The sequence below is a fragment of the Kitasatospora nipponensis genome (genome assembly GCF_039528135.1).
Taxonomy (GTDB): Bacteria; Actinomycetota; Actinomycetes; order Streptomycetales; family Streptomycetaceae; genus Kitasatospora; species Kitasatospora nipponensis.
Map to the genome: position 1 here is coordinate 13667 of NZ_BAAALF010000067.1, position 25447 is coordinate 39113.

General features: G+C 74.7%; 19 protein-coding genes and 1 pseudogene. 12 read left to right on the forward strand and 8 right to left on the reverse strand.

From position 1 onward, the window contains the following. Positions 1–49: 49 nt before the first annotated feature. On the reverse strand, positions 50–1258 hold the full coding sequence (locus tag ABD323_RS19595; protein WP_344443038.1) for a S53 family peptidase: 1209 nt from the start codon (positions 1256–1258) through the stop codon (positions 50–52). A gap of 506 nt (positions 1259–1764) precedes the next feature. On the opposite strand from ABD323_RS19595, the gene ABD323_RS19600 reads away from it, so the two are divergent. From ABD323_RS19600 to ABD323_RS19620, 5 genes are all read left to right on the forward strand, one after another. Then, positions 1765–3267: a hypothetical protein gene (locus tag ABD323_RS19600; protein WP_344443018.1), complete on the forward strand. Its 1503-nt coding sequence runs from the start codon at positions 1765–1767 to the stop codon at positions 3265–3267. 196 nt (positions 3268–3463) lie between these two features. Beyond that, positions 3464–4618, forward strand: coding sequence for an AfsR/SARP family transcriptional regulator (locus tag ABD323_RS19605; RefSeq protein WP_344443019.1), 1155 nt, complete (start codon positions 3464–3466; stop codon positions 4616–4618). A gap of 524 nt (positions 4619–5142) precedes the next feature. Further along, a complete protein-coding gene (locus tag ABD323_RS19610; RefSeq protein ID WP_344443020.1) occupies positions 5143–6381 on the forward strand; it encodes a benzoate/H(+) symporter BenE family transporter in 1239 nt (412 codons plus the stop codon). 150 nt (positions 6382–6531) lie between these two features. Continuing rightward, a complete protein-coding gene (locus ABD323_RS19615) occupies positions 6532–7779 on the forward strand; it encodes a M64 family metallopeptidase (RefSeq protein WP_344443022.1) in 1248 nt (415 codons plus the stop codon). Between the two features lie 88 nt (positions 7780–7867). Continuing rightward, entirely contained in the window at positions 7868–9292 is a 1425-nt protein-coding gene (locus ABD323_RS19620; RefSeq protein WP_344443023.1) for an MFS transporter, read from the forward strand. Positions 9293–9346: 54 nt separating this feature from the next. Here the strand turns inward: ABD323_RS19620 and ABD323_RS19625 are convergent, their stop codons facing one another. Beyond that, a complete protein-coding gene (locus ABD323_RS19625; protein ID WP_344443025.1) occupies positions 9347–10207 on the reverse strand; it encodes a BRO-N domain-containing protein in 861 nt (286 codons plus the stop codon). Between the two features lie 184 nt (positions 10208–10391). Beyond that, positions 10392–11228: a maleylpyruvate isomerase family mycothiol-dependent enzyme gene (locus tag ABD323_RS19630; RefSeq protein WP_344443026.1), complete on the reverse strand. Its 837-nt coding sequence runs from the start codon at positions 11226–11228 to the stop codon at positions 10392–10394. Positions 11229–11400: 172 nt separating this feature from the next. Here ABD323_RS19630 and ABD323_RS19635 point away from each other — a divergent pair, with 172 nt between their 5' ends. The 3 genes from ABD323_RS19635 (at position 11401) to ABD323_RS19645 (ending at position 13929) form a co-directional block, all read left to right on the forward strand. Then, the gene (locus ABD323_RS19635) at positions 11401–12198 is read left to right on the forward strand and encodes a carbon-nitrogen family hydrolase (RefSeq protein ID WP_344443027.1); all 798 of its coding nucleotides are present in this window, start codon (positions 11401–11403) and stop codon (positions 12196–12198) included. 134 nt (positions 12199–12332) lie between these two features. Further along, positions 12333–13115, forward strand: coding sequence for a GntR family transcriptional regulator (locus ABD323_RS19640; RefSeq protein WP_344443028.1), 783 nt, complete (start codon positions 12333–12335; stop codon positions 13113–13115). A gap of 166 nt (positions 13116–13281) precedes the next feature. Further along, positions 13282–13929 carry a hypothetical protein gene (locus ABD323_RS19645; protein WP_344443029.1) on the forward strand — a complete coding sequence of 216 codons (648 nt, stop codon included), beginning with the start codon at positions 13282–13284 and terminating at the stop codon, positions 13927–13929. An 87-nt stretch (positions 13930–14016) separates the two neighbouring features. Here the strand turns inward: ABD323_RS19645 and ABD323_RS19650 are convergent, their stop codons facing one another. Further along, positions 14017–14811, reverse strand: a complete 795-nt coding sequence (locus ABD323_RS19650; protein WP_425556072.1) for an SLATT domain-containing protein — start codon at positions 14809–14811, stop codon at positions 14017–14019. Between the two features lie 358 nt (positions 14812–15169). Between ABD323_RS19650 and purD the strand changes: the two genes are divergently transcribed. The 4 genes and pseudogenes from purD to ABD323_RS19670 all read left to right on the forward strand — a co-directional run bounded on the left by purD (position 15170) and on the right by ABD323_RS19670 (position 21303). Further along, positions 15170–16444, forward strand: a complete 1275-nt coding sequence (purD, locus tag ABD323_RS19655; protein WP_344443030.1) for a phosphoribosylamine--glycine ligase — start codon at positions 15170–15172, stop codon at positions 16442–16444. 627 nt (positions 16445–17071) lie between these two features. After that, a pseudogene (locus ABD323_RS19660) lies at positions 17072–18605 on the forward strand (hypothetical protein). Between the two features lie 179 nt (positions 18606–18784). Continuing rightward, the gene (locus ABD323_RS19665) at positions 18785–20323 is read left to right on the forward strand and encodes a N,N-dimethylformamidase beta subunit family domain-containing protein (protein ID WP_344443031.1); all 1539 of its coding nucleotides are present in this window, start codon (positions 18785–18787) and stop codon (positions 20321–20323) included. Positions 20324–20403: 80 nt separating this feature from the next. Then, complete coding sequence (locus ABD323_RS19670; protein WP_344443032.1) at positions 20404–21303, forward strand: phosphoribosylaminoimidazolesuccinocarboxamide synthase; 900 nt, start codon at positions 20404–20406, stop codon at positions 21301–21303. Positions 21304–21372: 69 nt separating this feature from the next. On the opposite strand, the gene ABD323_RS19675 is transcribed toward ABD323_RS19670, so the two are convergent. From ABD323_RS19675 to ABD323_RS19690, 4 genes are read right to left on the reverse strand one after another with little or no spacing between them, the layout of a single operon-like run. Continuing rightward, positions 21373–22050, reverse strand: coding sequence for a response regulator (locus ABD323_RS19675; protein ID WP_344443034.1), 678 nt, complete (start codon positions 22048–22050; stop codon positions 21373–21375). Continuing rightward, complete coding sequence (locus ABD323_RS19680) at positions 22047–23321, reverse strand: sensor histidine kinase (RefSeq protein ID WP_344443035.1); 1275 nt, start codon at positions 23319–23321, stop codon at positions 22047–22049. The genes ABD323_RS19675 and ABD323_RS19680 overlap by 4 nt, the downstream gene beginning before the upstream one ends. Before the next feature lie 48 nt (positions 23322–23369). Further along, positions 23370–24167 (reverse strand): ABC transporter permease, encoded by a 798-nt coding sequence (locus tag ABD323_RS19685; RefSeq protein WP_344443036.1) that lies wholly within the window; start codon positions 24165–24167, stop codon positions 23370–23372. After that, a complete protein-coding gene (locus ABD323_RS19690; protein ID WP_344443037.1) occupies positions 24164–25168 on the reverse strand; it encodes an ABC transporter ATP-binding protein in 1005 nt (334 codons plus the stop codon). Before ABD323_RS19690 ends, ABD323_RS19685 begins: the two co-directional genes overlap by 4 nt. Positions 25169–25447: the final 279 nt, after the last annotated feature.

The window sequence follows — 25447 nt, forward strand, 5'->3', positions numbered from 1 at the left end:
GTCACTCCCCCAGGAGTGACGGGCCCTCACACTCGGGGCCTGCCGGGCGTCAGCCGGTGAAGGCCGCCAGGCCGTTCGGGGTGCCGAGGCCGGTCGGGCCGTCGTAGCCCGCCACGCCGGTGCAGAGGTAGGACGGCGAGCAGGTGGTGGTGGAGCCGCTGGTCACGTCCCAGAGCGAGCTGCGGTGCGCGTAGGCGTCGGCCGCCGGGATGGCGGCGCTGGGGGTGCCGGCGTGGGCGTAGACCGCGGCGATGATCGGCGAGGCGACGCTGGTGCCACCGTAGACGTTCCAGCCGGAGCCGCCGTAGGTCTGGTAGACCGCGACACCGGTGGCCGGGTCGGCGACCGCGGAGACGTCCGCGACGGTCCGCTTCGAGCAGCCGGTGTCGGTCTGCCAGGACGGCTTCGCGTCGTAGGCCGAGCAGCCGGAGCCGGCGCCCTCGGTGCTGCTGGTGGACCACACCGACTCGGTCCAGCCACGGGCGTTGGTGGCCTTCTTGAGCGCGGTGCCACCGACGGCGGTGACGTACTTCGAGGCCGCCGGGTACTCCACGCCGTAGCCCGAGTCACCGGAGCTGGCGGTGATCGCCACGCCCGGGTGGTTGAAGTAGCTGGAGTCGTAGCTCGTGTCGCTGGAGGACTCGCCGCCGCCGTAGCTGTTGGAGACGAACTTGGCGCCCAGCTTGACCGCCTCGTTGACCGCGGTGCCCAGGTTGGTCATGCTCGCGGTCTTCGCCTCGACCAGGATGATGTGGGCGTTCGGCGCGATCGCCGAGACCATGTCGAGGTCGAGCGAGATCTCGCCCGCCCAGCCCGAGTTGTTGGCGGGCAGGCTGGTGGTGCTGCCGGTCTGGCTGACCTTCTTGAAGCAGCCGTTGGCGGTGGTGCAGGCCGGCAGGCCGTACTGCGAGCGGTAGACCGCCAGGTCGGACTCGGCGTTGGGGTCGTTGTAGGCGTCCACGATGGCCACCGTCTGGCCGGAGCCGCCCGCCGGCAGGTTGTAGGCGCTGCGCAGGTCGGCGGGCCCGAAGCCGGCCGGGGTCGCGTTGGGCGTCACACCGAGCGGGCTGATGTGCTGGACCACGCTGGTGACCCTCAGCGCGTTGCAGGACATGGTGTCGCCGGCCGCCAGGGTCGCGCAGGAACGCACCCAGGAGGTGCCGCCGTTGCTGTGGACGGTGGCGCCCGTGCTGGCGTCGGCGGGCATCGCGGCGGCCAGGCCGGAGATGGCGAGGGCGGCGGTGCCGGTGAGGGCCATCGCGATGCGGCGGGCCCGGGCGGTGGTGGGGGAGCTGAACAACGAACTGCCTCCTGTGGCTGGGGTGAACCGGGGGCGTTGCGTGCGGGGACCACCCACGGGCGGGTGTGACCCGTGGGCATGGGGGTGGTCGTGAGCTGCCCGAATCACCGTTCGGTCGGGTGGCTCGCGACGAGGCTAGCCAGGCATGAGCAGGCCAACAAGAGTTAGGACATGATTCAACCTTCGGTTTACCTGGGAGGCCTGACCTGGCCTCAGCCGGTGCCCGGCCGTAACCCGCGGGGCCGCCTCGCGGTAACGAATCCCTGCTCAGCGGCCCTGCGTCCACGATGCGGACGGGACCCGGACGGAACCCGGGGAGCGTCGCACACCCGGGCGATCGACTAGTACCATCACACGGCACTTCGACTGCCCCTCAAGTACCGCTGACCGCACCGTTCGTACGGACCAGAAGCCCCGGGCCGTCCCAGGAATGCGGCGGGTCCGGGCAGATCCCAGGAGATTCGTTGGCCCGCAAACCACGCCCCATCGATCCGGCCGAAGGCCCGCTGCAGGCGTTCGCCCACGACCTGCGGACGGTCCGCGAGGAGGCCGGCAACCCCACCTACCGCGCCCTCGCGGCGCTCGCCGGCTTCGGCGCCAGCACCCTGAGCGACGCCGCCGGCGGCATGCGGCAGCCGAGTCTGGAGGTGACGTTGGCCTACGTGGGGGCGTGCGGCGGCGACATCCGGCTCTGGCAGCGGCGTTGGGAGGAGCTGAACCGCACGCTGGCCGCCCAGCGCGCGGAGCTCCGGCCGGACGGCACCGGTGGTGCGGACGGCACCGGCGGCAGCGGCGCGGACGGCACCGACCAGGCGACCGCGCCGGTGGACGGGACGCCGGACGGGCCGTCGGCCGAGCAGGACGTCGAGCAGGTCCGCATCTCCGTCGACGAGTTGCACGGCAGACCCGCCGACCGGCGCCGCTGGTCGAGACGGTCCGGCCTGGTGGCGGTCGCCGCGGCGGTGGCCGTCAGCTGCGGCCTGCTGGGGGCTCAGCTGCACCCATCGGGCAAGGCCGTGCACGCCCCGTCCCCCTGTGCGATCGCCACCGCCGTGCCGAGTCCGGGGACGGTCTCCGCGGCCGGCCCGTCCGGCACCTCCACCGACCCCGCCGCCGTTGCCACCGCTGCCACCCCCGGGCCGGCGACGCCCGCTCCGGTGCTCTTCACCGGGATGAGCTACGGCAGCGGCGCCCACGTCCGGGCCGGCGCCAGCCTCAACGCCTCGCTGCTGCGCACCGTGCCGGCCGGCTGCCCCCTGCCGTTCGTCGGCTACTGCGTGGGCGACGTGGTGCACGACGCCACCGGCGGCTCCGACGACATGCGCTGGTTCGAGCTCCAGGGCGGCGGCGTGGTCGCCTCGGCGGTCGTGCACGGCAACCCGCCCAGCTCGCTGGCGCCCACGCGGTGCGCCGACGACGTGCCGATGCCCACCTCGATCGCGCTGACCATCACTCAGCAGGGTCCCGACGGCAACACCGTGGACCTGACGGCCACCGGCCCGAACCTGGGCATCGTCGGGTTCGCGGCCTACTTCGCGGCCGGCGGCACCGAGACGAAGCCCATCTGGCACTCGCTCGGCATGAACAGCAGCGTGGTCACCGGGTTCGCGTCGCTGTGGCGGCTGGGCCCGTTGTGGCCGGGCCCGGCCGCCCCGAGCAGCACGGCGGGCCCGGGCGAACCCAGCGGCCCGGCCGGCCCGGGCACGCCGCCGGGCACGCCGCCCGCCACACCGCCCGCCACGGATCCGGCGGCCTCCGGTCCGCCACCGGCGGGACCGCAGGCGGCGCAGGCGCCGATCACCGTGGTGGCGCCGGCCTGCCTGGGCGGCAGCGGACCCACCGGCACGGTCGACGCGCGGCTGCTGCCCCCACCCGGTGCCCCCGCGCAGCCGGCCGAGCTGGATCCGCAGCAGCTGGCCACCGCCGCCCAGGCCGCCTGCCAGTACCCGGGCCCCAACCGGAGCTGACGCCGCGCCGGCACGGCAGGCCGCACAGCGGGCCGGACCGATCGGAGCGGAACATTCCGCTCCGATCGGTCCGGCCCGCCGCGGCGTTGTCCGGAATTGATTGACCAGCCCTTCCACCCGCTCCCGGACAACCCCACCGGGGACTAGAACTGACCGCTGGGCATGATCAACCACCTCGGTCAGGGAGCGTGCAGACGTGGAATTCGGGATCCTGGGTCCGCTCCTGGTCCACGACGGCCACGAGGTCCGGGCCGTCCCGGCGGCCAAGCAGCGCGTGCTGCTGGCGGCCCTGCTGGTCCGCCCCGGCCAGCTGGTCCCCGCGGGGCTGCTCGCCGAACTGCTCTGGGACGGCACCCCGCCGCCCACCGCGGCCACCACCCTGCGCAACTACGTGATGCGGCTGCGGCACCGCCTCGGCCTGGCCGCCGACCGGCTGGAGACGCACGGCGGCGGCTACCGGCTGCGGGTGGCTCCGGGCGAGCTGGACGTGCAGCGGTTCACCGGGCTGCGAGACGCCGGCGCGGCCGCGCTGCGCGAGGGGAACTGCGAGCGCGCGTCCCGCCAGCTCGCGGACGCGCTGGCGCTCTGGCGCGGCCCCGGCCTGGTCGACGTGCCCTCGGACGCGCTGCACCGCGAGGAGGCCGACCGGCTCGCCGAACTGCGCCTGGGCGCGCGGGAGCTGCGGCTGGACGCCGAACTGCGGCTGGGACGCCACCTGACGGCCACCGCGGAGCTGCAGGCGCTGACCGCGGCGCACCCCGAACGGGAGCGGTTCTGGGCGCAGCTGATGATCGCGCTGCACCTGGGCGGCCGGCAGTCGGAGGCGCTGGCGGTCTTCCAGCGGGTCCGCCGGATGCTCGCCGCGGACGTGGGGGTCGACCCCGGCGCCGAGCTGCGCGAGGTGCACCGGCGGATCCTGGACGGCGCCCCGGCCCTGTCGGCCCTGCCGGTCCGCCCGGGCCCGGGCCCGGTGGCGGACACGGCAGCGGGCGCGACAGCGGGTGCGGGTGCGGCGGCGGTGCTCGGGGCCGCGCTCCGGGTCGCGGCGGCCGGCAGGTGCCTGACCTTCACGGTCTTGAGGTCCTGGCTGCCCGTGGTGTGCGCGCCGTCGCCCCAGGCGTCGGTCAGCAGGCCGATCTCGTGCTCGTCGCGGGGGGCGTCCGGGGAGAGGGCCACGCGGAAGAGGAAGCGGGCCGCCCGCCCGTCGTCGAGGTGCCGGGCCAGCGAGGTGGTGACGGCGTCGACCACCGGGCCGCAGTACGCCTTGATCGGGAGCTGCTGCCACTGCCCACCGCTCATCACCTGCACGGTGACGTCCTTGACCCGCAGCGGGCTGCCGTCCTTGGCGTAGAAGCCGAGGCTGGGGTGGGCGTTCTCGTAGGCCTGGCCGGAGAAGTTGGCCATCTCGACACCGAACTCGCTCCAACCGCCGTCCGCCGTGACGGTGTCCGAGGCCAGCGGCAGGAAGGCGGCGGCCGGGGCCACGTGGTCGCCGGTCGGCGCCACCGTCCGCGGACCGTCCAGGCGGCCGTCCCCGCAGGCCCAGGCGGCCGGGCCACCGGGCAGCAGCGGCAGCGCGACGCTGAGGACGAAGGCGCCGGCGACGGCACCGAGCGTGACGCGACGGGAGAGCGGCGCGGCGACATTCCTCGCAGAGGCGGAGATAACGGGCATGCGCATGATGCGTTCCTTCAGGGCTCTGGCGGTGCTGACGGTGGGTGAGGTGAAGGCGACCGGCTCTCAAGCTCCCCCCGGCCTCGCCGGTCTCGCTCTCCGCGCCTTCATCCGTACAGACGTCCATCCCCGCCGGGGGTTGCAGGTGTCTTCGAAGATATTTCCGCGCGGCCCGCGGGGCAGCTCCTGAATACTGCTCGAATGGCTGAACGGAGCGTGGTCGAGAGCGTCGCCGGACCCGACGGGGTCCGGGTGCCGCCCCGGTACGCGCTGCGGCGCGACGCCTCCTTCTCGGCGCTGCTGGCCGGGGTGATCGCCATCGTCGTCTGCTACTCCGGGCCGCTGGTGGTGGTCCTGGCGGCGGCCCCCGCCGGGCACCTGGACCAGCCGCACACGGCGTCCTGGATCTGGGCCGTCTCGGTCGGCAGCGGAGTGACCGCGCTGCTGCTCAGCTGGTACACCCGGATGCCGGTGATCACCGCCTGGTCCACGCCGGGCGCCGCGCTGCTGGTCGGCAGCCTCGGTTCGTACTCCTACCCCGCGGCCGTGGGCGCCTTCCTGGTGAGCGGGGTGGCGGTGGCGGTCTTCGGCGCCACGGGGCTGTTCGGGCGACTGATCCGGGCGGTCCCGACGGGCGTGGTGAACGCGATGCTGGCGGGCATCCTGTTCGGCTTCGGTACCGACATCTTCACCTCGCTGCGCACCGCGCCCGCCGTGGTGCTGGCCGCGCTGGCGGCCTACCTGCTGGGCAGGCGGCTGCTGCCGCGCTACGCGGTGCCCGCCGCGCTGCTGGTGGGCGCGGGCGTCGCCGCCCTCACCACCGGCCTGCCGCTGCACCTGGGCGAGGGCGGCCTGACCCGCCCGGTGCTGACCTGGCCGGTCCTGGACGGCGCGGCGCTGGTCGGGCTCGCGCTGCCGCTCACCCTGGTGGCGCTGACCTCGCAGAACGCCCCCGGCCTCGGCGTCCTGCGGGCCGCCGGCTACCGGCCCGACGACCGGCTGCTGATCGGCGCGACCGGGGGGATCTCGGTGCTGCTCGCGCCGTTCGGCGGCCCGGGGGTCAACATCGCCGCGATCACCGCCGCGATCTGCACCAGCCCCGAGAGCCACCCCGATCCGCGCCGGCGCTACGTGGCGGGGATGTTGGTGGGGGTCTGCTACCTGCTGGTGGGCTGCTTCGGCGGCGTGCTGGTCAGCCTCTTCTCGGGACTGCCGGTGGCCCTGGTGGCCGTGGTGGGCGGGGTGGCGCTGCTGGGCGCCTTCCAGTCGAGCCTGGCCGCGGCCGTCGCCGAGGAGCGCGGCCGGGAGGCCGCCGTGGTGACCTTCCTGGCGACCGCCTCGGGCATGACCGTGCACGGGATCGGATCCGCCTTCTGGGGCCTGCTGCTGGGCGTCGCGACGCACCTGGTGCTCACGGCGCGTAGGGCCGGCGCCTCCTGAGGCTTCCGCGCGCCTCGGACACGTTCGGTGACTGAGCCAGTACGGTGAGATGTTCGACGGAAAGTCGGATGATCGGTTCGGACGGGGTACGTCTTGGCGACCCCCCACCCGAGCGCCCGCCGGGTGACCGGAGCACCGAGGACCGTCCGCATGGCGCCTGGCAACCCTGGCCGTCTCATCCGGAGTCTGGCCGCACTCGCCCTGCTCGCGGCAGCCGTGCTGCCTGCCGCCGTGGAACTGGCCGGACCGGCCCCGTTCGCCGCGATCAGCCCGCTCTCCGGCGCGACGACCGACCGCGCCGCACCACCGCGTTCGGCCCTCGCCCAGGTCCAGGCCCGGCTGCGCGCCGTCGGCGCGGCGCCCACCGTCGACATACGCCGCACGGGTGATCCGGCCAACCGGATCACCCTGGTGCTGCTCGGCGACGGCTACACGGCCGCCCAGCAGGACCTCTTCAGCCGGCAGGCCGACCAGGCCTGGCGGGCCCTGATGGACATCGAGCCGTTCCGCACCTACCAGGGCTTCTTCAACATACGGCGGGTCGAGGTGGTCTCCCCGACCCCCGGCATCGCGGAGGCGGACAACAAGGGCCGCCGGCCCGGCACCCCGCTCGGCATGCACTTCTGGTGCGAGGGCACCGCCCGGCTGCTCTGCGCGGACGAGGCCGCCACCGCCCGCCTCGCGGGCGAGGGGAGCGGCCCGCAGTACCTGATCGCGCTGGCCAACTCCAGCGAGTACGGCGGGGCCGGCGGCACCGGGGTGACCACCCTGGCGGGCGGCAGCCCGGACGCCGGCCGGATCATCCAGCACGAGATAGGCCACACCGTGGGCGACCTCGGCGACGAGTACGACAGCGCCCCCAACGACGCCGACTACCCCAACCTCTCCAACCAGGGCGAGGACGTGATGCGCCGCGACCACCTGAAGTGGTGGCGCTGGCTGGGCGCCCAGTCGCCGGACGGCGGCGGCACGGTCGGCGCCTACCGCAGCGCCAACGGCGTCTACCGCCCCACCGCCGACTCGGTGATGCGCACCCTGGGCGGCAGCTACAACCTCCCCTCCCGGGAGGCGATCCTGGAACAGATCTACCGCCGGGTGGACCCGGTCGACTCGGCCGAGCCGACGCCCGGCGAGGTGACCGGCCGTCCGCGCCTGACCGTGCACCCGCTGCCGCTGGCCGGCGGCCGGAGCCTTCAGGTGGACTGGAAGGTGGACGGACGCCCGCTGCAGCCGCAGTCCCCCGACCACACCTGGTACGACCCGACCGCCCTGCCCCTGCTGCCCGGCCAGCGGGTCACGGTGACCGCCACCGTCCGGGACACCACCGACTGGGTCCGCGACGAGGCGTTCCGCGACCAGCGGATGACACGGGTGGTGAGCTGGGTGCTCACGGGGTGAGCGGGGGCCCGGCCGGTGGCCGCCGGGCGGGCCGGGTGCCCACCCGAGGGGGGTCGGCAAATGATGGGATGACTAGTCTGGGCGCACTATGACCGGAGACCACGTCCCCGCCGGCGCCACCCGCTCCCCGTCCGTCCCCGGCCCCCGACTCCCCGCGGTCGGCGGTGACGCCGGCATCGCCACCGTCGTCCCGGTCGCCGCCGTGGTCCCGGTCGGTGCCGACGCCGGCGCGCCGCCGCAGGCTCCGCCCGGTGGCCGGGCCGCCTGGTGCGCCTGGGCGATCGGCGTCAGCGTCTACGTGCTCGCGGTGATCCACCGCACCAGCCTGGGCGTCGCCGGACTGGACGCCGCCCAGCGGTTCAGCGTCGGCGCCTCGGCCCTCTCCACCTTCTCGATCGTCCAGGTCCTGGTCTACGCGGCCATGCAAATCCCGGTCGGCCTGCTGGTCGACCGGTTCGGGCCGCGCCGGGTGCTGCTGCTGGGTGTCGTCCTGCTCAGCGCCGGACAGCTCGGCTTCGCCCTCAGCACCTCCTTCGGACCCGCGCTGGCCTCGCGCGCCGTGCTCGGCTGCGGGGACGCGATGACCTTCATCAGCGTGCTGCGGATCGCCGCCCGCTGGTTCCCCGCCGCCCGCAACCCGCTGGTCGCCCAGCTCACCGGGCTGGCCGGGATGGGCGGCAACCTGGTCACCACGGTGGTGCTGGCCCAGGCCCTGCACACCGAGGGCTGGACCACCACCTTCACCGCCACCGCGCTGCTCGGCGTCGGCGTCTTCGCGCTGGTCGCGCTGCTGCTGCGGGAGGCGCCGGGGACGGCCGGACCGCGCGGCACCGACGCCGCCGCGCGCCCGGAGCGGGCGCCGGTGCTGACCCAGATCCGGCACTCCTGGCGCGAGCCCGGCACCCGGCTGGGCCTGTGGGTGCACTTCACCACCCAGTTCCCCGGCAACGCCTTCGCGCTGCTCTGGGGCCTGCCCTACCTGGTCGAGGGCCAGGGGATGACCCGTGCCGAGGCGGGCGGGCTGCTCACCCTGCTGGTGTTCAGCAACATGTTCTTCGGGCTGCTCTTCGGGCGGCTGCTCAGCCGCGGCCCGCGCGCCCGGATGCCGATCGTGCTGAGCGTGATCGCCGCCACCGGCGCCTGCTGGGCGCTCGCGCTGGCCTGGCCGGGCGGCCACCCGCCGCTCTGGCTGCTGGTGCTCGTGCTGGTCGTGATGGGCAGCAACGGCTCCGCCTCGCTGGTCGGCCTCGACTACGCCCGCTCCTACAACCCCTCCCACCGGCTGGGCACCGCCTCGGGGATCGCCAACATGGGCGGGTTCATCGCGACCATGGTCACCCTGCTGGGCATCGGCGTCCTGCTCGACGCCGTCTCCCCGGCCGGCGGCGCCGGCTACTCGGCGCAGGCGTACCGGGTGGCGTTCTGCTGGATGTACGTGCCGCTGGCGGTCGGCACGGTGATGATCCTGCGGCTGCGCGCGAGGCTGCTGCGGAGGGCTGCGGAGGGTTTCTGACCTGCGAAGGGGGTGGCAACCCTCAGTTCAACTGAGGGTTGCCACCCCCCGTGTTCAGGCCGCTCGGAAGCGCAGCAGGGCGGCGATGTTCCGCGGGCTGCCGTGGATCCGGGCGTCACCGATCTCCGCCACCACCTGCTCCGGCGCCGGGTCCGCGGTGGACGGGCCGGCCGGCGCCGGCCCGGGCTCCGGGGGCGGCGCCGCGGGGTCGGCCCGGGGCGTGACCCGCAGTCGGCGGGCCAGCTCGACCAGCTTCAGCCGCCCGCAGCCCGGCACGAGCCGGCTGCCCCGGATCCCGACCCGCTCCTCGGCCGGACAGGCGAAGAACGGCCCGAACGGCGGCCCGCTGTCCTCACCGGGGGCCGGCAGTCCGGGGACCATCTCGCCGTGCGGGCAGTGCACGGTCCCGTCCGAGTGGACCCGGATGTCGGACAGGTCCTCGCGCCCGACCTCCGCCACCACCTCCACCCGCTGCCCGACCGCCTCCGCGAGCGTCTCGGCCATTCGCCGGCGCTGGGTCGGCACGTCGGTGTCACCGCGCCGCACGGAGGGGAGCAGGTCGTGGGTGACCCACTCCTGGAAGGGGGCGGCGTTGGGCTTCCGCGACCTCATGATCAAGGTGTAGAGGCCGGACTCGTTGACCACGTTCAGGTGCGGGTTACTGTTGGTGTAGGGCAGCCCACCTGCGGAAACGCCCCCGCCCTCACTTGAAGTTAGGGCGGCCGAGTGCATGTCGACGACTCGCGTGTCGGCCTCCGGGAGCAGCTTGCCGGTCTGGCTCGGGTTCACGCGGCCGAGGATCCGGCAGACGTCCGCCGTCACGAACCAGGGCTCGCCGTCGATCATCACCACCCGGATCGGTTGGCCCGTGACCGGGAAGCTCATCTTCACCAACACCATGCCGGTGTTGTCCATGGCGGATCCCACTCCTTCGATTGACGATGGGATATGCCAGGGTCAACGAGGCCGAACGGGTGAGGTACTGGTGTGGCGCGACCGCGCGGGTGTGCGAGGCGCGCCACCCCGCGCGCGGTCATACGTGTACGCCAAAACGGTTGTAACGCCCTGACGGCGTGTCGCTGTGGCGCCTGTCAGCCCGTCAGTGGGTCAGCACGAAGTTGGCCAGGATCCGGTTGGCGAGTTCGGTGTCGCCCGCGACCTCCACGGCGCCCGCGGGCAGGGCGTCCGGGCGGACCCGGCCGGTGGCCAGCCGCAGGTAGGTGTCCCAGTCGAGGGTGAAGCGGACGTCGGGGCCCAGCGCGATGGTGCTGTCGATGGAGCCGCGGCCGTTCTCGTCGACCCGCACGGTGCGCAGGAACTCCAGCGGGCCGGTGACGTCGAAGGCCACCGCGGAGCCGGCCGGGGCGCCGGCCAGCTTGGCGACCACCTTCGGCAGGCCCTCCAGCAGCACGTCGCGGGTGACCAGGGCGCCGGGCGAGTCGAGGTTGCCGGGCAGTCGCAGGGCGCGGCGCAGGTCCTGCTCGTGCACCCAGACGTCCAGCGTCCGGATCCGCAGCAGCTGCCGGTAGGGGAGGTCGAAGGAGAACGGGCCGGCCGGGAAGCGCACCTGGTCGTCGGCGCCGGTGGTGGCGTTGCGCAGGGCGCGCGAACGGCGGATGATCACGTACTCCAGCTCCGAGGTCATCTCGGGCGCGGTGTGGCAGCGGCGCTTGTCCACGGGGAGTTCGAGGTAGCGGGCCAGCTCGTCCTTGATGTGGCGCAGGTCGCTGGGCAGGGAGTGGATCGGGCGCGGGTCGCCGAGCAGTTCGGACTCGACCGCGATCACGTGCGACACCACGTCGCGCACCGACCACCCCGGGCACTCGGTCGGGCGGTTCCAGGAGTCGCCGGGCAGGGGTGCCAGCAACTCGGCTATGGACTCGATGGAGTGCGTCCAGGCGTCGGTGTGTGCCTGCACGGTCTGATTGTCGGTCACAGAAGTTATTCTCCGGCCATCCGTCGGCTGTTCACCCGCACGCCCAGGACTGCGGAGGCCGGGAATCCCGGCTTCCGGGCGCACGCGCTAAGCGCACGTTACGCTGCCCGCAGAGAGCAGGGCAGCGCTTTCGGGTGACGATCGTAGGTCTCTTGTTGTGGACGGTGGTAGTGTGCGCGCCTCATTGATCCAACTCTCCGTGTCCGATGCCGAACCGGCAGCCGAGCGGCGGGCCCGCGCGGCCGCGCTCGTACGGGCGCAGGAGGGTGCTGAGCTGGTGGTCCTGCCGGAGCTCTGGCCGCTGGGCGGGTTCGCCTACGACGCCTGGTCCACCGGGGCCGAGCCGTTGGACGGACCGACCGCTGACGTGATGTCAGCCGCCGCCCGGGCCGCCGGCGTCTGGCTGCACGCGGGCTCCATCGTGGAGCGGGACCCGGACGGCCCGGTCTACAACACCTCGTTGCTCTTCTCGCCGGCCGGCGAGCTGGTGCACACCTATCGCAAGATCCACCGCTTCGGCTTCGACAGCGGTGAGGCGGTCGCGATGGGCGCGGGGCAGGAGATCGTCACGGCCGCCACCGACTTCGGCCGCCTCGGTCTGGCGACCTGTTACGACCTGCGCTTCCCCGAGCTCTTCCGGGCCCTGCTGGACGCCGGCGCGGAGCTGCTGGTGGTCCCGGCGGCCTGGCCGGCGAAGCGCCGCGAGCACTGGACGCTGCTGGCCCGGGCCCGCGCGGTGGAGGAGCAGGCCTACGTGCTGGCCTGCAACACCGCCGGGACCCACGGGGGCGTCGAGCAGGCCGGGCACAGCCTGGTGGTGGACCCGTGGGGCAACGTGCTGGCCGAGGCGGGGGTCGGTGAGGAGGTCCTGACGGTGGAGTTCGATCCGGCCGAGGTCGCCAAGGCGCGGGCGGAGTTCCCGGTGCTGCGCGACCGGCTGTTGGGGATCCCCGCGCCCGTGCAGCGCTGACCCGGGGGACGGCGCCGGGCCGGTACCGGCCCGGGGTGACCGGCCCGCGGTCGTGGAGGTGGTGCGGAGGGTGGGCGGTTTTGAGAAGATGACCGCTCGCTTTCCGCCACATCAGGTCAGAGGAGGTCCGGCTCGTGGTCATCTCCGGGCACGGGCGTCTCCCGATCCAGCGCAACAGCCTGCGTGAGCAGATCGCCGGCGCGCTGCGGGAGGAGATGATGGCGGGCCGGCTGGCGGCCGGCAGCAACTTCACCGTCAAGGAGATCGCCGACCTGTACGGCGTCTCGGCGACCCCGGCCCGTGAGGCGCTGGTCGACCTGGCGGCGCAGGGGCTGCTGCGGGCCGAGCACCACCGCGGCTTCACCGTCCCCGAGCTGACCTGGGCCGACTTCCTGGAGATCTTCGAGGCCAGGACGATGCTCACCGACAGCGCCTTCCGCCAGCTGGGCGCCCGGGTGGGGACCTACGACTGGTCGCGGATGGGCTCGCTGCGCCGGCGGGCCGAGGCCGCCGCCCGGGCCGCCCGGGCCGGGCAGCTGGACGTCATGGTGGGCTGTGACCGGCGGTTCTGGCAGGAGGTCGCCGGGTTCCTGGAGAACCGGCGGATCGCCGACTACCTGGACTGGCTGCGGGTGCAGTCCTGGATGTTCGCGGCCCGGTTCCTGCGGGCCCGCGAGGAGCTGGCCGGGGTCTGCTGGGACAAGCACGGGGAGCTGGTCGAGCTGATCGCCGCGCGCGACCTGCGCGGCGCCCACCGGATGCTCAACGACTACAACCTCTTCACCGTCCGGCTGCTGGCCGAGCTGACCGGGGAGTCGCTGGAGAGCGTCTCGGTCCTGCCGCTGCTGACCGCCGAGCCGCTGGACGGTCCACTGCCCGAGCCCTGCCCCGAACCGTCCGCCGAGCCGTCTTCCTAAGGCCCTCGACCCCGCCGTCGGGGGCCTTTGGGACCCCGCGCCCGGCGGTGGCCCGCGCCACCCGGCTCCGCACCGCACGCTGGGCCGGTAGGGTGGATCGGGCGCCGACGACCTGGTCGGACGCCCCTGCCCCTGCCAGCCCGCCGTCTGAGAGGAAGAGCGGCCCGTGGCCTGCGACCTCTGGCTCGTACCGCTCGTGGACGTACTGAGCCGCAGCCTCGAGAACCCCTTCCGCGAGGATCTCGCCCTCTACAACGCCTCGTTGACCGCGCGCGGTCTGCCCGAGGTGCCGGTGTACGCCTTCACCCCGGGCATCACCGGCGGGGTCGAGCCGATAGCGGCTTTCGACTACGACTCGCTGCACTTCCTGCGCCGGGCCTACCTGCTGCAGCTGACCGGCTTCGGGATCACCCCGGTGGACGCGCTGGGCGGTGACTACGAGCAGCTGCTGGAGATGTTCGAGTCGACCGCGGAGCACTCGCACCTGGTCTGGCACTTCGACCACGCGGGCGCCTACGTCCCGATCGAGTTCGACATCCCGCTGGTGGACGAGTCGCTGCTGGCCGCGGGCGGCCCGCTCGGCTCCTCGTACGGGCTGCTGCGCGAGCTGCAGGCGGTCGCCCCCGCGCTGGGCATCGACCCGCTGAACCCGCCCGGGCCGACCCGCCCGCTGGGTCCCACCGGTCTGGAGCAGCCGTTCGCGCCGCCGCTGGACGACGTGCACCCCTACGCGCGGGAGCGGCACGCCTGGGCGGGCCTCTACGCCGCGGCGACCCGCAGCCTCACCCAGGGATCGATGGTCGTCTTCGCCTGACCCCCGCTCCGGTCCCCTGCCCGCGCAGGCCGGCCCCGGCCTGCGCAGCGTGGTCCGGCGACCCGCCGCCCTAGGGCCGGACGGGCCCTAGCGCAGCGGGCCCTCCGGCGGCCGCTGGCGCGGCATGGTGGGCCGGGTGCCGGGCGGCGGCAGGACGCGCACCTGGGCGCCCGTCCCGCCCTCGCTCCGCCCGCCCCAGCTGCCCGGCGCCTGGGTGGGGAGCTGGGTCATCCGGGCCCGGAACTCGAGCATCCACTCCGAGGTCTCGCCGCGGACCATCTCCGAGACGTCCTCGCAGAACCGCCGCAGCACGCCCAGGCAGCGCTCGGCTGCCTCACCGGCGGTGCCCTCGGTGGGGCCGAGCACCTCGCGCACGCACTCCGAGGCCCAGTCGAACTGGAACGCCTCCAGCCGCCGCTGCAGCGCCTGCGCGGTGCTGACGTCGCGCATCCAGCCCGAGCTCAGCCCGAAGGCCCGGTCGGCGGCCAGGCAGCCGGCGGCCAGGGCCAGCGTGACGTACCCCCAGGCGGCGGCGTGCGGCCAGCGTCCGGTCAGCTGGACCAGCGGCAGGGTCACCCCCGCCACGCCCAGGGTGGCCGCGCCGAAGCGCAGCAGCCGCGCCCAGCGGCGTTTCCAGACCCGGTCGCGGCGGTACCAGTCGATCGCCTCGACGGCCCGCTCCTCGGACCAGCGGTAGAGCTCCTCCAGCCGTTCGGCGGGCTCACCCCAGTCCCCGAGCGGGAACTGGCGGGCGCTCAGGTCCGCGCGGCGGCGGGTGGCGGCGCGGTCCCGGCCGACGGGGGCCGTCGTGGTGGACTGGTCCTCCTCACCGACGTCCTTGCCCCAGGGGCTCTCCTCGGGCTGCATTTCGGGCTGGCTCACCTGTGGGGCTCCCTTGACGGGCCGGTCGGCTCCCGACCGGCCGGCCTGACTGCTGCGCGGACTGCTGTGGGGACTGCTGTTGGGTATCCAACAGCACTTCTTACCGCCAAATGGCTGACCGTGGGGGTGCTTCCCCCATGATCGTTACCCGAAAAGGCATCAGGAACCCAAGGTGGGAGGGTTGCGGAAGTCGGCGGGATTTCACTCTTCCGAGCGAGTGCGCGGCGTGCTGCGAACCTGACCCGGTCCCCTGCCCGGCCGAAGCCGCCGAGGCCAGGAGCCTGCCGGCGGCACGCCCCGGGCCCGGCGGCAGCCCGGTGGACCGGCGGGAACGCGCCACCGACTACCCTTGCCAAGCGTGAAGGTCCTCGTCATCGGCGGCGGCGCCCGCGAACACGCCCTGTGCCGCTCCCTGTCCCAAGATCCCGCCGTCACCGAGCTGCACTGCGCCCCGGGTAACGCCGGGATCGCGCAGGTGGCGACGGTCCACCCGGTCGACCAGCTGGACGGCGCGCAGGTCACCGCGCTCGCCCGGCGGTTGGCCGCCGACCTGGTCGTGGTCGGACCGGAGGCCCCGCTGGTCGCGGGCGTCGCCGATCCGTTGCGCGCGGCCGGCATCGCGGTCTTCGGACCGTCCGCGCAGGCCGCCCAGCTGGAGGGCTCCAAGGCGTTCGCCAAGGACGTCATGGCCGGCGCCGGCGTGCCCACCGCCCGCTCCTACGTCTGCGCCACCGCCGCCGAGGCGGCCGAGGCGCTGGACGCCTTCGGCCCCCCCTACGTGGTCAAGGACGACGGCCTGGCCGCCGGCAAGGGCGTGGTGGTCACCGCCGACCGCACCGCCGCGCTCGCCCACGCCGCCGCCTGCATGGGCGAGCGCCCGGGCGGCGAGCAGGGCCGGGTGGTGATCGAGGAGTACCTGGACGGTCCCGAGGTCTCCCTCTTCGCGATCACCGACGGCACCACCGTGCTGCCGCTGCAGCCGGCCCAGGACTTCAAGCGCGCCCTGGACGGCGACGCCGGTCCCAACACCGGCGGGATGGGCGCCTACTCGCCGCTGCCCTGGGCCCCCGAGGGCCTGGTCGCCGAGGTGCTGGAGAGCGTCCTGCAGCCGACCGTGGACGAGCTGCGCCGCCGCGGCACCCCGTTCTCCGGCCTGCTCTACGCGGGTCTGGCGCTCACCTCGCGCGGCACCCGGGTGATCGAGTTCAACGCGCGCTTCGGCGACCCGGAGACCCAGGTGGTGCTGGCCCGGCTGCGCACCCCCCTGGCGGAGCTGCTGCTGGCCTCCGCGAACGGCACGCTCGCCGACCTGGAGCCGCTGCGCTGGGACGAGGGCGCCGCGGTCACCGTGGTGATCGCCGCCGAGGGCTACCCGGCCGCGCCGCGTTCGGGCGACGTGATCGAGGGTCTGGAGAAGGCCGAGGCCGCGGACGGCACCGTCTTCGTGCTGCACGCCGGCACCCGGCTGGACGAGCAGGGCCGGGTGCTGAGCGCCGGTGGCCGGGTGCTCTCCGTCACGGGCACCGGGCAGGACCTGGCGCAGGCCCGCGAGCGGGCCTACGCGGGTGTGGCCGGGATCGTCCTGGAGGGCTCGCAGCACCGCACCGACATCGCGCTGAAGGCCTCGCAGTGAGCCGCCACGGCTGAGCGGTCACCGCTGAGCCGCGACCGCCGGGCCGGCAGGGCCGGGTCGGTCGCATGGACACCCGCACGGAAGGGCGCCGGGTCCCGGGAGACACCTCCTTGGACGCAGCGCCCTTCGTCGTTCGCCGAGGTGTTCGAGCGGGCGACGGATCTCCCCGAACGGCAGGGCGATTCCAGCCCTTCGAGTGAATGCCGTGTCAACGGGCTGACGGGGGAGCGTTTTCGGCCTTAGGGTGCGCTGAACCGCGGGGCCGCCGGTGGCGCTCGCGCGGTCGCCGCCGGGTGCGTCGGCCCGGCCGGGGGGAAGCTGCTGGGAACGGGCTGCCGGAGGCATGCGAACCGGTGTCCGTGGTCCGGAAAGCGCGCGCTGTCACCGGGACGAGTGGAAACCAGGCGGATCTGGAACACCCGCTCGCGCACGTGCGTCAGAACGGACAGCAGGACCGTGCGGGAACCGCGCGGGACATCGGGCGCCGATCGACGGGCGACGCGTTCCGGCCGCCCGGCCGCCGGCTGTCCCCACCGGCGACCGTCGCGGTGCGAACTGACCGGCTGAGCGTGAACTGCTTGATCGTTCGATCTCGACTACCCGACTCCGAAGGGGGTGCAGCGCCGGATGGCCGCTCTCGACGCCGCGCGCGCACGGGCCCACGCCGTGCTGCGGATCCGCGGCCTGGCCCGGGCGGCGGCCGCCCTGCCGGCCGCCTTCGCCGTGGTGCTGCTGGCCGGCCGGGTGACCGGCCGGATCGGGGCCCCCGGTTCGCCGGACGCCCAGGCCTGGGACACCGTCCGCTGGATCGTCTGCGGGGTGGCGCTGCTGGTCGGCGCCCTCGCGCTGGCGGCGATCCGCCGGCACGCCCGGGCCGAGGCGCCGAGCACCCCCGCGGTGCCGATCGCGCGGGCGCAGGCGCCCGAGCTGTACCGCCTGATCCACGAACTGGCCGAGCGGCTCGGGGTCCCCGAGCCGTCGGCGATCTCGCTCACCCCGGACTGCGACAGCTGGCTCGAGGAGCCGCCCGCCGACCGCCCGGACGGCGCCGGCGCGCGGGGCGAGGGCCTGCGCGGGCTGCTGGGCCGCTCCGGCTCGGCCCCGGCGGTGCTGCGGGCGCAGGGCGTCCCGGCCCCGGTGCTGGTGATCGGCTCACCGTTCCTGTGGTGGATGCGGGCCGGCGAGCTGCGCGCCCTGCTGGCCCCGGTGGTGGCCGGTACCGCGGCCGCCGCGGACCCGGAGATCGCCGCCGCCCGGCGCTTCGTGCGCGGCCAGGACGCCGAGCTCGGCTCCGGCCGGCGCACGCCGGTGGCCCGGCTGCTCGACCGGACCACCCGGGCGCTGCTGCGGGCCTGCCGCGAGCACATCGCGGAGCTGGAGCGGGCGGTGGCCGCGGCCGCCTCCGAGCAGGCCAAGGCGGTCGACTACGGGCTGCGGATCGTCGCCCAGGGACAGGTCGGCCTGGCGTATGCCGGCTGGGACCGGCTGCTCACCCGGGTGGCCCTGCCGGCCTGGCGGCTGGGGCGCTGCCCGGGCCAGCTGAACGCCGGCGTGGTCGCCGCACTGACCGAGCTCTCGCGCCGCGACCGGCTCGCCGAGGGCTACGAGACCCGGCTGGGCGACCGGCCCGCCTGCGACCTGCTGGAGGATCCCGGCGCGGTCGACACGGCGGTCTCGCTGCTGGCCGCCGAGCTCTTCCACGGGCCGGTCCCCGGCGGGCAGGCCGACCTGCCCTGGGACGACTACCCCGAGCAGGTGGTGGACCGCGGCTGGCGGCTGCAGGCGATGGCCCTGCAGGAGGCGCTCGACACGGTCGCCCCAGCCGACTCCCCGCTGCCCGCCGAGCGCGGCGCCCCGACGCTGGCCCGGCTGCTGGAGCGGCTGGGCGCGGGCGGCGGTGCCGGGCGTCGCCGAGCGCGGGGGGCGCGAGCTGCTGGCCGACTGCGTCACGGCGATGGTCTGCTGCGCGGCGGTGGACAGCGCCGGTGCCCGCCCCGGGCTGGACTGGCTGGACGGTCCGGTGCTGCTGCTCGGCGGGGTCCGCCGCGGCGACCTCGCCGACCCGGTGGTCGAGGCGGTCGAGCAGGGCACGGCCGGTCCGTTGCGGACCTGGCTGGAGGCGGCCGGCGTCCGGCTGGAGAAGCCGGTCAGACTCGGCTGACCCGCCCGGCCGGGGCCCCGCTCGACAATCTGACGATCCGTCAGCAAGCTTGCCGGGCACAACCGTTGGTACCATTTGCTCACTTGGGGTGACGCGGCGCCAGCACTCTGTGGTCTGCTGGACCACACGCATTTCCCCGTGGCACGTGCCACGGCGCGGCGCATCAGTGGGAGGGGCGCGTGGAGAAGGAACCGGGCCGCAGATGGGAGTCCGGGACGCATGCGCACGGCGTCTCGGACCCGTTCGGACAGGGGCCGCTGCCCTGGCTGCGCAGCCCCGACCAGTACGTCGCCGGGACCGAGGGCGCGATCGCCTGGTACGTGAGCACCGACGCCCCCGGGCAGCGTCCGCTGCCCTCGGCGGCGCCGCGCCCGCTGGTCGGCGCGCCCCGCACCTCGGACGACGTGGTGCAGCAGATCAAGGGCTTCGCCTCGGCCGGGGTGGTGCTGCCCGGCGGGTCGGTGGACCTGCGGGTCACCGTGCACCCGCCGCGCGACTTCGTGGTGGACGTCTACCGGATCGGCCACTACGCGGGCGCCGGCGCGCAGCACATGACCGCGAGCCCGCTGATCGCCGGCCTGCAGCAGCCCGCCCCGCTGGTGGTCGGGCGGACCGTCAGCTGCCATCACTGGTGGCACACCTGGCGGTTGCAGATCCCGGTGCACTGGCACCCGGGCGCCTACGTGGCGGTGCTCACCACCGCCGACCAGCGCCACCGCAGCCACATCCCCTTCACCGTGCGCGACCCGGTCGGGGTCGGGCCCGCCCCCGAGCTGCTCCTGGTGCTGCCGGACGTCACCTGGCAGGCCTACAACCTCTTCCCGGAGGACGGGCACACCGGCGCCAGCCTCTACCACGCCTGGGACGAGCAGGGGCGGCTGCTCGGCGAGTCGGAGGCCGCGGTCACGGTCTCCTTCGACCGGCCGCACGCGGGCGCCGGGCTGCCGCTGCACGTGGGGCACGCCTACGACTTCATCCGCTGGGCCGAGCGGTACGGCTACGACCTGGCCTACGCGACCGCCTCCGACCTGCACGCCGGCCTGGTGGAGCCGTCCCGGCACCGGGCGATGATCTTCCCCGGGCACGACGAGTACTGGTCCGAGCCGATGCGCCGGGCCGCCGAGGCGGCCCGCGACGGCGGCACCTCGCTGGTCTTCCTGTCCGCCAACACCATGTACTGGCGGGTCGAGCTGACCCCGGCGCCGTCCGGCGAGCCGAACCGGCTGCTGAACTGCCGCAAGCGCCGGCGGATCGAGCCCGGGCTGCCGGCGGCCGGTCCGCCCGGCGCGGCCAGCGCGCTGTGGCGCGACGCGGGCGAGCCCGAGCAGGGCCTGCTCGGCGTCCAGTACGCGGGCCGGGTGGCCGAGCCGGTGCCGCTGCGGGCGGGGAACACCTGGCACTGGCTCTGGGCCGGCACCGGGCTGCGGGACGGCGACGAGGTGGCGAACCTGGTCGCCGGGGAGGCGGACCGGTACTTCCCCAAGGTGGTGCTGCCGGTGCACACCGAGCGGACCCTGCTGGCGCACTCGCCCTACCGCGACGAGGCCGGCCGCGCGCGCTTCCAGGAGACCTCGCTCTACCGCGCGCCCAGCGGCGCGTACGTCTTCGCGGCCGGCACCTTCGCCTGGTCGCCCGCGCTGGACCGCCCCGGGCACACCGACGAGCGGATCCAGCGGGCCACCGCCAACCTGCTCGACCAGCTCTGCAAGGACGGCTGACCCCTCGCCCCGCCGGGGCGCCGCGAGGGCGCATGAAAGACTCGGGCGCAGCGACCCCGACGCGTAAGGACTGAACGACCTTGAGCGGATTTGTCACCAAGCCCGAGCCCGTCCAGGTACCCGGCCTGGTCCACCTGCACACCGGGAAGGTGCGCGACCTCTACCGCGACCCGGCCGGGCGGCTGGTCATGGTGGCCAGTGACCGCACCTCGGCGTTCGACTGGGTGCTGCCGAGTGACATCCCCGACAAGGGCCGGATCCTCACCCAGCTCTCGCTCTGGTGGTTCGATCGGATCGCCGACCTGGTGCCCAACCACGTGATCTCCACCGAGCTGCCGGCCGGGGCACCCGCCGACTGGGCCGGGCGCACGCTGGTCTGCGACGCGCTGGAGATGTTCCCGGTGGAGTGCGTGGCCCGCGGCTACCTCACCGGCTCCGGCCTGCTGGAGTACAAGCAGAGCCGGACGGTCTGCGGCATCGCGCTGCCCGAGGGCCTGGTGGACGGCTCCGAGCTGCCCGCGCCGATCTACACCCCGGCGCTGAAGGCCGAGGTCGGCGACCACGACGAGAACGTCCCGTACGAGGAGACCGCCCGCCGGATCGGCGCCGAGTGGGCCGCCACCCTGCGCCAGACCACGGTCTCGGTCTACGGCCGGGCCCGGGAGATCGCCCGTGAGCGGGGCATCATCCTGGCCGACACCAAGTTCGAGTTCGGCGTGCGCGACGGCGAGCTGGTGATCGGCGACGAGGTGCTGACGCCGGACTCCTCGCGGTTCTGGCCGGCCGACCAGTGGCAGCCGGGGACGGCGCAGCACTCCTTCGACAAGCAGTTCATCCGGGACTGGCTGGCCTCGCCGGCCTCCGGCTGGGACCCGCGCGGCGAGCTGCCGCCGCCGGAGCTGCCCGCAGAGATCGTCGAGCGCAGCCGGGCCAAGTACATCGAGGCCTACGAGCGGCTGACCGAGAGCACCTGGGTCTGAGCCCGGCCCGCTCGGGGCGCGGGCGGGGCTGAGCAGGGCCGCACCCGAGCGCTCGGGTGCGGCCGGTGGTCAGATCCAGCCGTGCTCGCGGGCCTGGCGGACCGCCGCGTGGCGGTTCTGCGCGCCGAGCTTGGTGGCGGCGGAGGAGAGGTAGTTGCGCACCGTGCCGGGCGAGAGCCCGGCCCGGTGGGCGATCTCGGCCACCGAGGTCCCGTCCGCCGCCAGCTCCAGCACGTCCGTCTCGCGCGGCGTCAGCGGGCTGCCACCGGCGCTGATCGCCTCGGCCGCCAGCTCCGGGTCCACGTAGCGCCCGCCGGCCCGGACCGTGCGGATGATGCCGGCCAGGTCGGCGGCCGAGACGGTCTTCGGCAGGAAGCCGCGCACCCCGACCTCCAGGGCGCGCTTGAGGTACCCGGGGCGGCCGTGCCCGGTGACGATCATGGTCCGGCACTCGGGCAGAATTCGGCGCAGCTCGGCGGCCACCTGCAGCCCGTCCAGGCCCGGCATCTGCAGGTCCAGCACCGCCACGTCCGGGCGGTGCGCCCTGGCCATCGCCACCGCCTCGGGCCCCGAGGCGGCCTGGGCGACCACGCTGAGGTCGTCCTCCAGGGCGAGCAGGGCGGCCAGCGCGCCGCGGATGAGGTGCTCGTCGTCGGCGAGCAGCACCCGGACCGGCTGCGGACGGGTCGACGTGGAGCCGGACGGCTCGGCTCGGGTCGGCTCGGGGCGGGGCGGGGTGGTGCTCATGCGGCGAGCTCCTTGTCGGGCGCCGGTTCGGTGGGGGTGCGGGGCAGCGGCAGGGTGGCGCGCAGCAGGAAGCGGCCGGGGGCCGGGCGCTCCACCGTCAGCTCGCCGCCGTGCGCGCCCAGCCGCTCGCGCAGCCCGGCGAGTCCGCTGCCGGTGTCCGGGCGGGCGCCCTCACCGGTGCGGGGGACCGGCTCGGTCACACCGTCGTTCTCCAGCTCCAGCACGGCCTGCCGCGGGCCGCTGTGCAGCCGCACCGCGACCTCGTGCGCCTCGCTGTGCCGCAGCACGTTGGTGGCCGCCTCGCGCACCACCCAGCCGAGGACCGACTGCGCCAGCGGCGCCAGTGCCGCCGGGTCGGGGCCCAGGTCGACGGTGCAGCTGATCCCGGCGGCGCGCAGCACCGAGCGGGCTCCGATCACCTCGCCGTGCAGGTCGGCGGTGCGGTAGCCGCGCACCACCTCGCGCACCTCGCGCTGCGACTCCTGGGCGATCCGCTGCACCTCGACCATCTGGTCGGCCGCCTCCGGGCGCCCGCGCCGGGCGAGCTGGACGGCCAGCTCGCTCTTGAGCGCCATCGTGGTGAGGTTGCGGCCCAGCACGTCGTGCAGGTCGCGGGAGAAGCGCAGCCGCTCCTCGGCCACCGCGAGCCGCGACTGCGTCTCGCGGGCCGCGTCCAGCTCGTAGGTGGTGCCGACCATCCAGGCCGAGCAGCGGCTGCTCGCCGCGCTGCCCGTCATCCCCAGGACCCCGCCGATCAGCACGCCGACCGCGGCCGGGAGGGAGTCGCTGGCGACCGTCAGCGGGGGCAGGCTCAGCGCCAGCATGCCCACGCCGTACAGGGCGGTGAACCGCGGGCGCAGCGTCAGGGCCGGCGGGACGATCCACAGGATCAGCATGAACTCGGCGGCGATCACGGTGGTCGGCGGCTTGCCGTCGTGGTGCGGGCCGAGCAGCAGCGCCAGCCACAGGCCGAGCGCCGTCGTGGCGCCGTGCACCAGCAGCCAGCCGGTCGGCAGCGGGCGGCGTCCGACGTGGCTGGCCATCCCGGCGCGGATCAGCGGGACCGAGCAGAGCGCCTGCGCCAGCGCCGCCACGCAGAGCACGGCGGTCGGCCCGGCGGGGGCCTCGCGGCGACCGGCGAGGACCAGGTAGGGGAGCGACAGGACCGGCACCACCACCGTCAGCGCGTACATCGACCAGCGGTTGTAGATCTCGATGCGCTGCGGCTTGCCGCAGGCCCGCCAGGCCCGGATCGGTCTGCGGACGTTCATGCCGTCCCCCCTCGTCGCGTGGTGTCGCGCTGCCTTCCTACCAGAGGCTCACCGGCGCGGCTCCCAGCGGAACCAGCGGCGGGCGGCCCAGCAGGCGGGCACCAGCCAGCAGAGCGCCCCGAGCAGGTAGGGCAGCGCGGGCAGCCAGGTGTCGCCCAGCGTGTGGGGGGCGTTCGCGTCCGAGCCGTCGCCGCCGAGCCAGCCGATCCGCAGCAGGGCCAGCGCCGAGGTGGTGGGCAGCAGCTTGAGGAAGGGGACCAGCTGCTGCGGCAGGGCGCTGAAGGGGACGAACAGGCCGGACCCGAAGAGCGCGAGCATGATCACCGGCAGCGTGGTGATGCCGGTGGTCTCCACGGTGCGGGTGAAGGCGCTGGAGAGCGCGGCCAGCGGGATCATCATGGCCAGTGCCAGCAGCAGGCCGACCAGCGCGACCAGCGGGTTCACCGGGGCCCTCAGGCCGCTGACGGCGGCCACGCCGACCGTGATCAGGGTGACCTGCAGCAGGGCCAGCGCGGCCGAGGGCAGCGCGGTGCCGCCGAGGATCTCCGGGTCGGTCAGCTCACCGGTGCGCAGCCGCTTGAGCACCAGCTCGGCACGCCGGGCCACGTAGGCGGCGGTCAGGTTGTAGTAGACGACGAAGAGCAGCGTGGTCGCGGTGAGGGTGAGCACCAGCGCCGAGCTCGTGTCGACCCCGGGCATGTCCTTGCGCTGGGCCTGCAGCAGCGCCTGCAGCGCGCCGATCATGGAGAGCGGCATGGCCACCGCCATGAAGAGCGCGGTGCGGTTGCGGCCGAGCAGCAGCGCCTCGGTGCGGCCCAGGGCGGTCATCCGGGTGCGGGCGGTCATCGCTGGTCTCCGATCAGGGTGCGCGGACGGCGGGCGAGCAGGGAGGGCGCGGCGGGCTCCGCCGGGCCGGCGTCCTGCGGCGGCTGCTCGGCGGCGATGGCCAGGAACGCCTCCTCGAGCGACGCGCTGCGGGCGTCCAGGCCGGCCAGCAGCACCGCCTCGCGCTCGGCCCAGGCGAGCAGCTCGCCCAGCGTCCGTTGCAGCTCGGTGGTGCGCACGGTGACCCGGCGCCCCGCGAAGGAGACCTCCGCACCGTCCAGGCGCGGCAGCGAGGGGGCGGGCTGCGCGGGCAGGTCGAAGCCGATCCGCGCGGGCCGGCCGGCGAGCACCTCGGCGACCGTGCCGCCGGCGACCACCCGGCCGTGGTGCATGATCGCCAGCCGGTCGGCCAGCGCCTCGGCCTCCTCCAGGTAGTGCGTGGTGAGCAGCACCGTGGTGCCCTGCTCGCGCAGCCGGCGGGCGAGGCCCCAGACGGCGGCGCGGGCCTGCGGGTCCAGGCCGGTGCTGGGCTCGTCCAGGAAGAGCACCTCGGGCCGGCCGATCAGCGCCACCGCGAGGTCGAGCCGGCGCCTCTCGCCGCCGGAGAGCTGCTTGACCCGCACCCCGCCGCGCTCGCGCAGGCCGACCAGTTCGAGCGCCTCCTCGACCGGGCGGGGGGCGCTCGTCGTGCCGGCCCAGCCGCGGACCGTCTCGGCCACCGTCAGGTCGCCGGGGAAGCCGCCCTCCTGGAGCATGATGCCGATCCGCGGCCGGAGCGCGGCGCGTTCGCGGTGCGGGTCCAGGCCCAGCACCCGCACGGTGCCGCCGCTGGGGCGGGCCAGGCCCTCGATCAGTTCCATGGTGGAGGTCTTGCCGGCGCCGTTGGTGCCCAGCAGGGCGAACAGTTCACCGCGCCGGACGGTGAGGTCGATGCCGCGCACGGCGGTGAAGCCGTCCCTGCCGCTGCTGCCGTAACGCCGCCGCAGGCCCTGGGCCTCGACGGCGGGAGAGGTGCTGGTCATGGGAACCAGCCTGCGGCCGGCCGGGGCCGCGGGGCAGTGCCGGAGCGCACCGGTCGGTGCTGCGCATCCACGGGTCGGGGGTGACAAATGTCATCGGTGGCCGCCGCGGGGCGCCGCTGGGCGCGCCGGCGGGCGGCGGGGAGTGGGGCGCGAGGGTGTGAACGGGCGTGCACGGGGAGTGCGGATATGCGAATAGGGCCCCCGAGGGAGCCCTATTCGCTGTGGAGCGGACGACGAGATTCGAACTCGCGACCCTCACCTTGGCAAGGTGATGCTCTA

What these genes read in the sequence shown, in the direction of transcription:
- ABD323_RS19610 (WP_344443020.1), top strand. Translation starts at nt 5,143, where the DNA reads ATGGCTGAACGGAGCGTGGTCGAGAGCGTCGCCGGACCCGACGGGGTC.
- ABD323_RS19690 (WP_344443037.1), bottom strand. Translation starts at nt 25,168, where the DNA reads ATGACCAGCACCTCTCCCGCCGTCGAGGCCCAGGGCCTGCGGCGGCGT.
- ABD323_RS19680 (WP_344443035.1), bottom strand. Translation starts at nt 23,321, where the DNA reads ATGAACGTCCGCAGACCGATCCGGGCCTGGCGGGCCTGCGGCAAGCCG.
- ABD323_RS19685 (WP_344443036.1), bottom strand. Translation starts at nt 24,167, where the DNA reads ATGACCGCCCGCACCCGGATGACCGCCCTGGGCCGCACCGAGGCGCTG.
- ABD323_RS19615 (WP_344443022.1), top strand. Translation starts at nt 6,532, where the DNA reads ATGGCGCCTGGCAACCCTGGCCGTCTCATCCGGAGTCTGGCCGCACTC.
- ABD323_RS19675 (WP_344443034.1), bottom strand. Translation starts at nt 22,050, where the DNA reads ATGAGCACCACCCCGCCCCGCCCCGAGCCGACCCGAGCCGAGCCGTCC.
- ABD323_RS19595 (WP_344443038.1), bottom strand. Translation starts at nt 1,258, where the DNA reads ATGGCCCTCACCGGCACCGCCGCCCTCGCCATCTCCGGCCTGGCCGCC.
- ABD323_RS19620 (WP_344443023.1), top strand. Translation starts at nt 7,868, where the DNA reads ATGACCGGAGACCACGTCCCCGCCGGCGCCACCCGCTCCCCGTCCGTC.
- ABD323_RS19625 (WP_344443025.1), bottom strand. Translation starts at nt 10,207, where the DNA reads ATGGACAACACCGGCATGGTGTTGGTGAAGATGAGCTTCCCGGTCACG.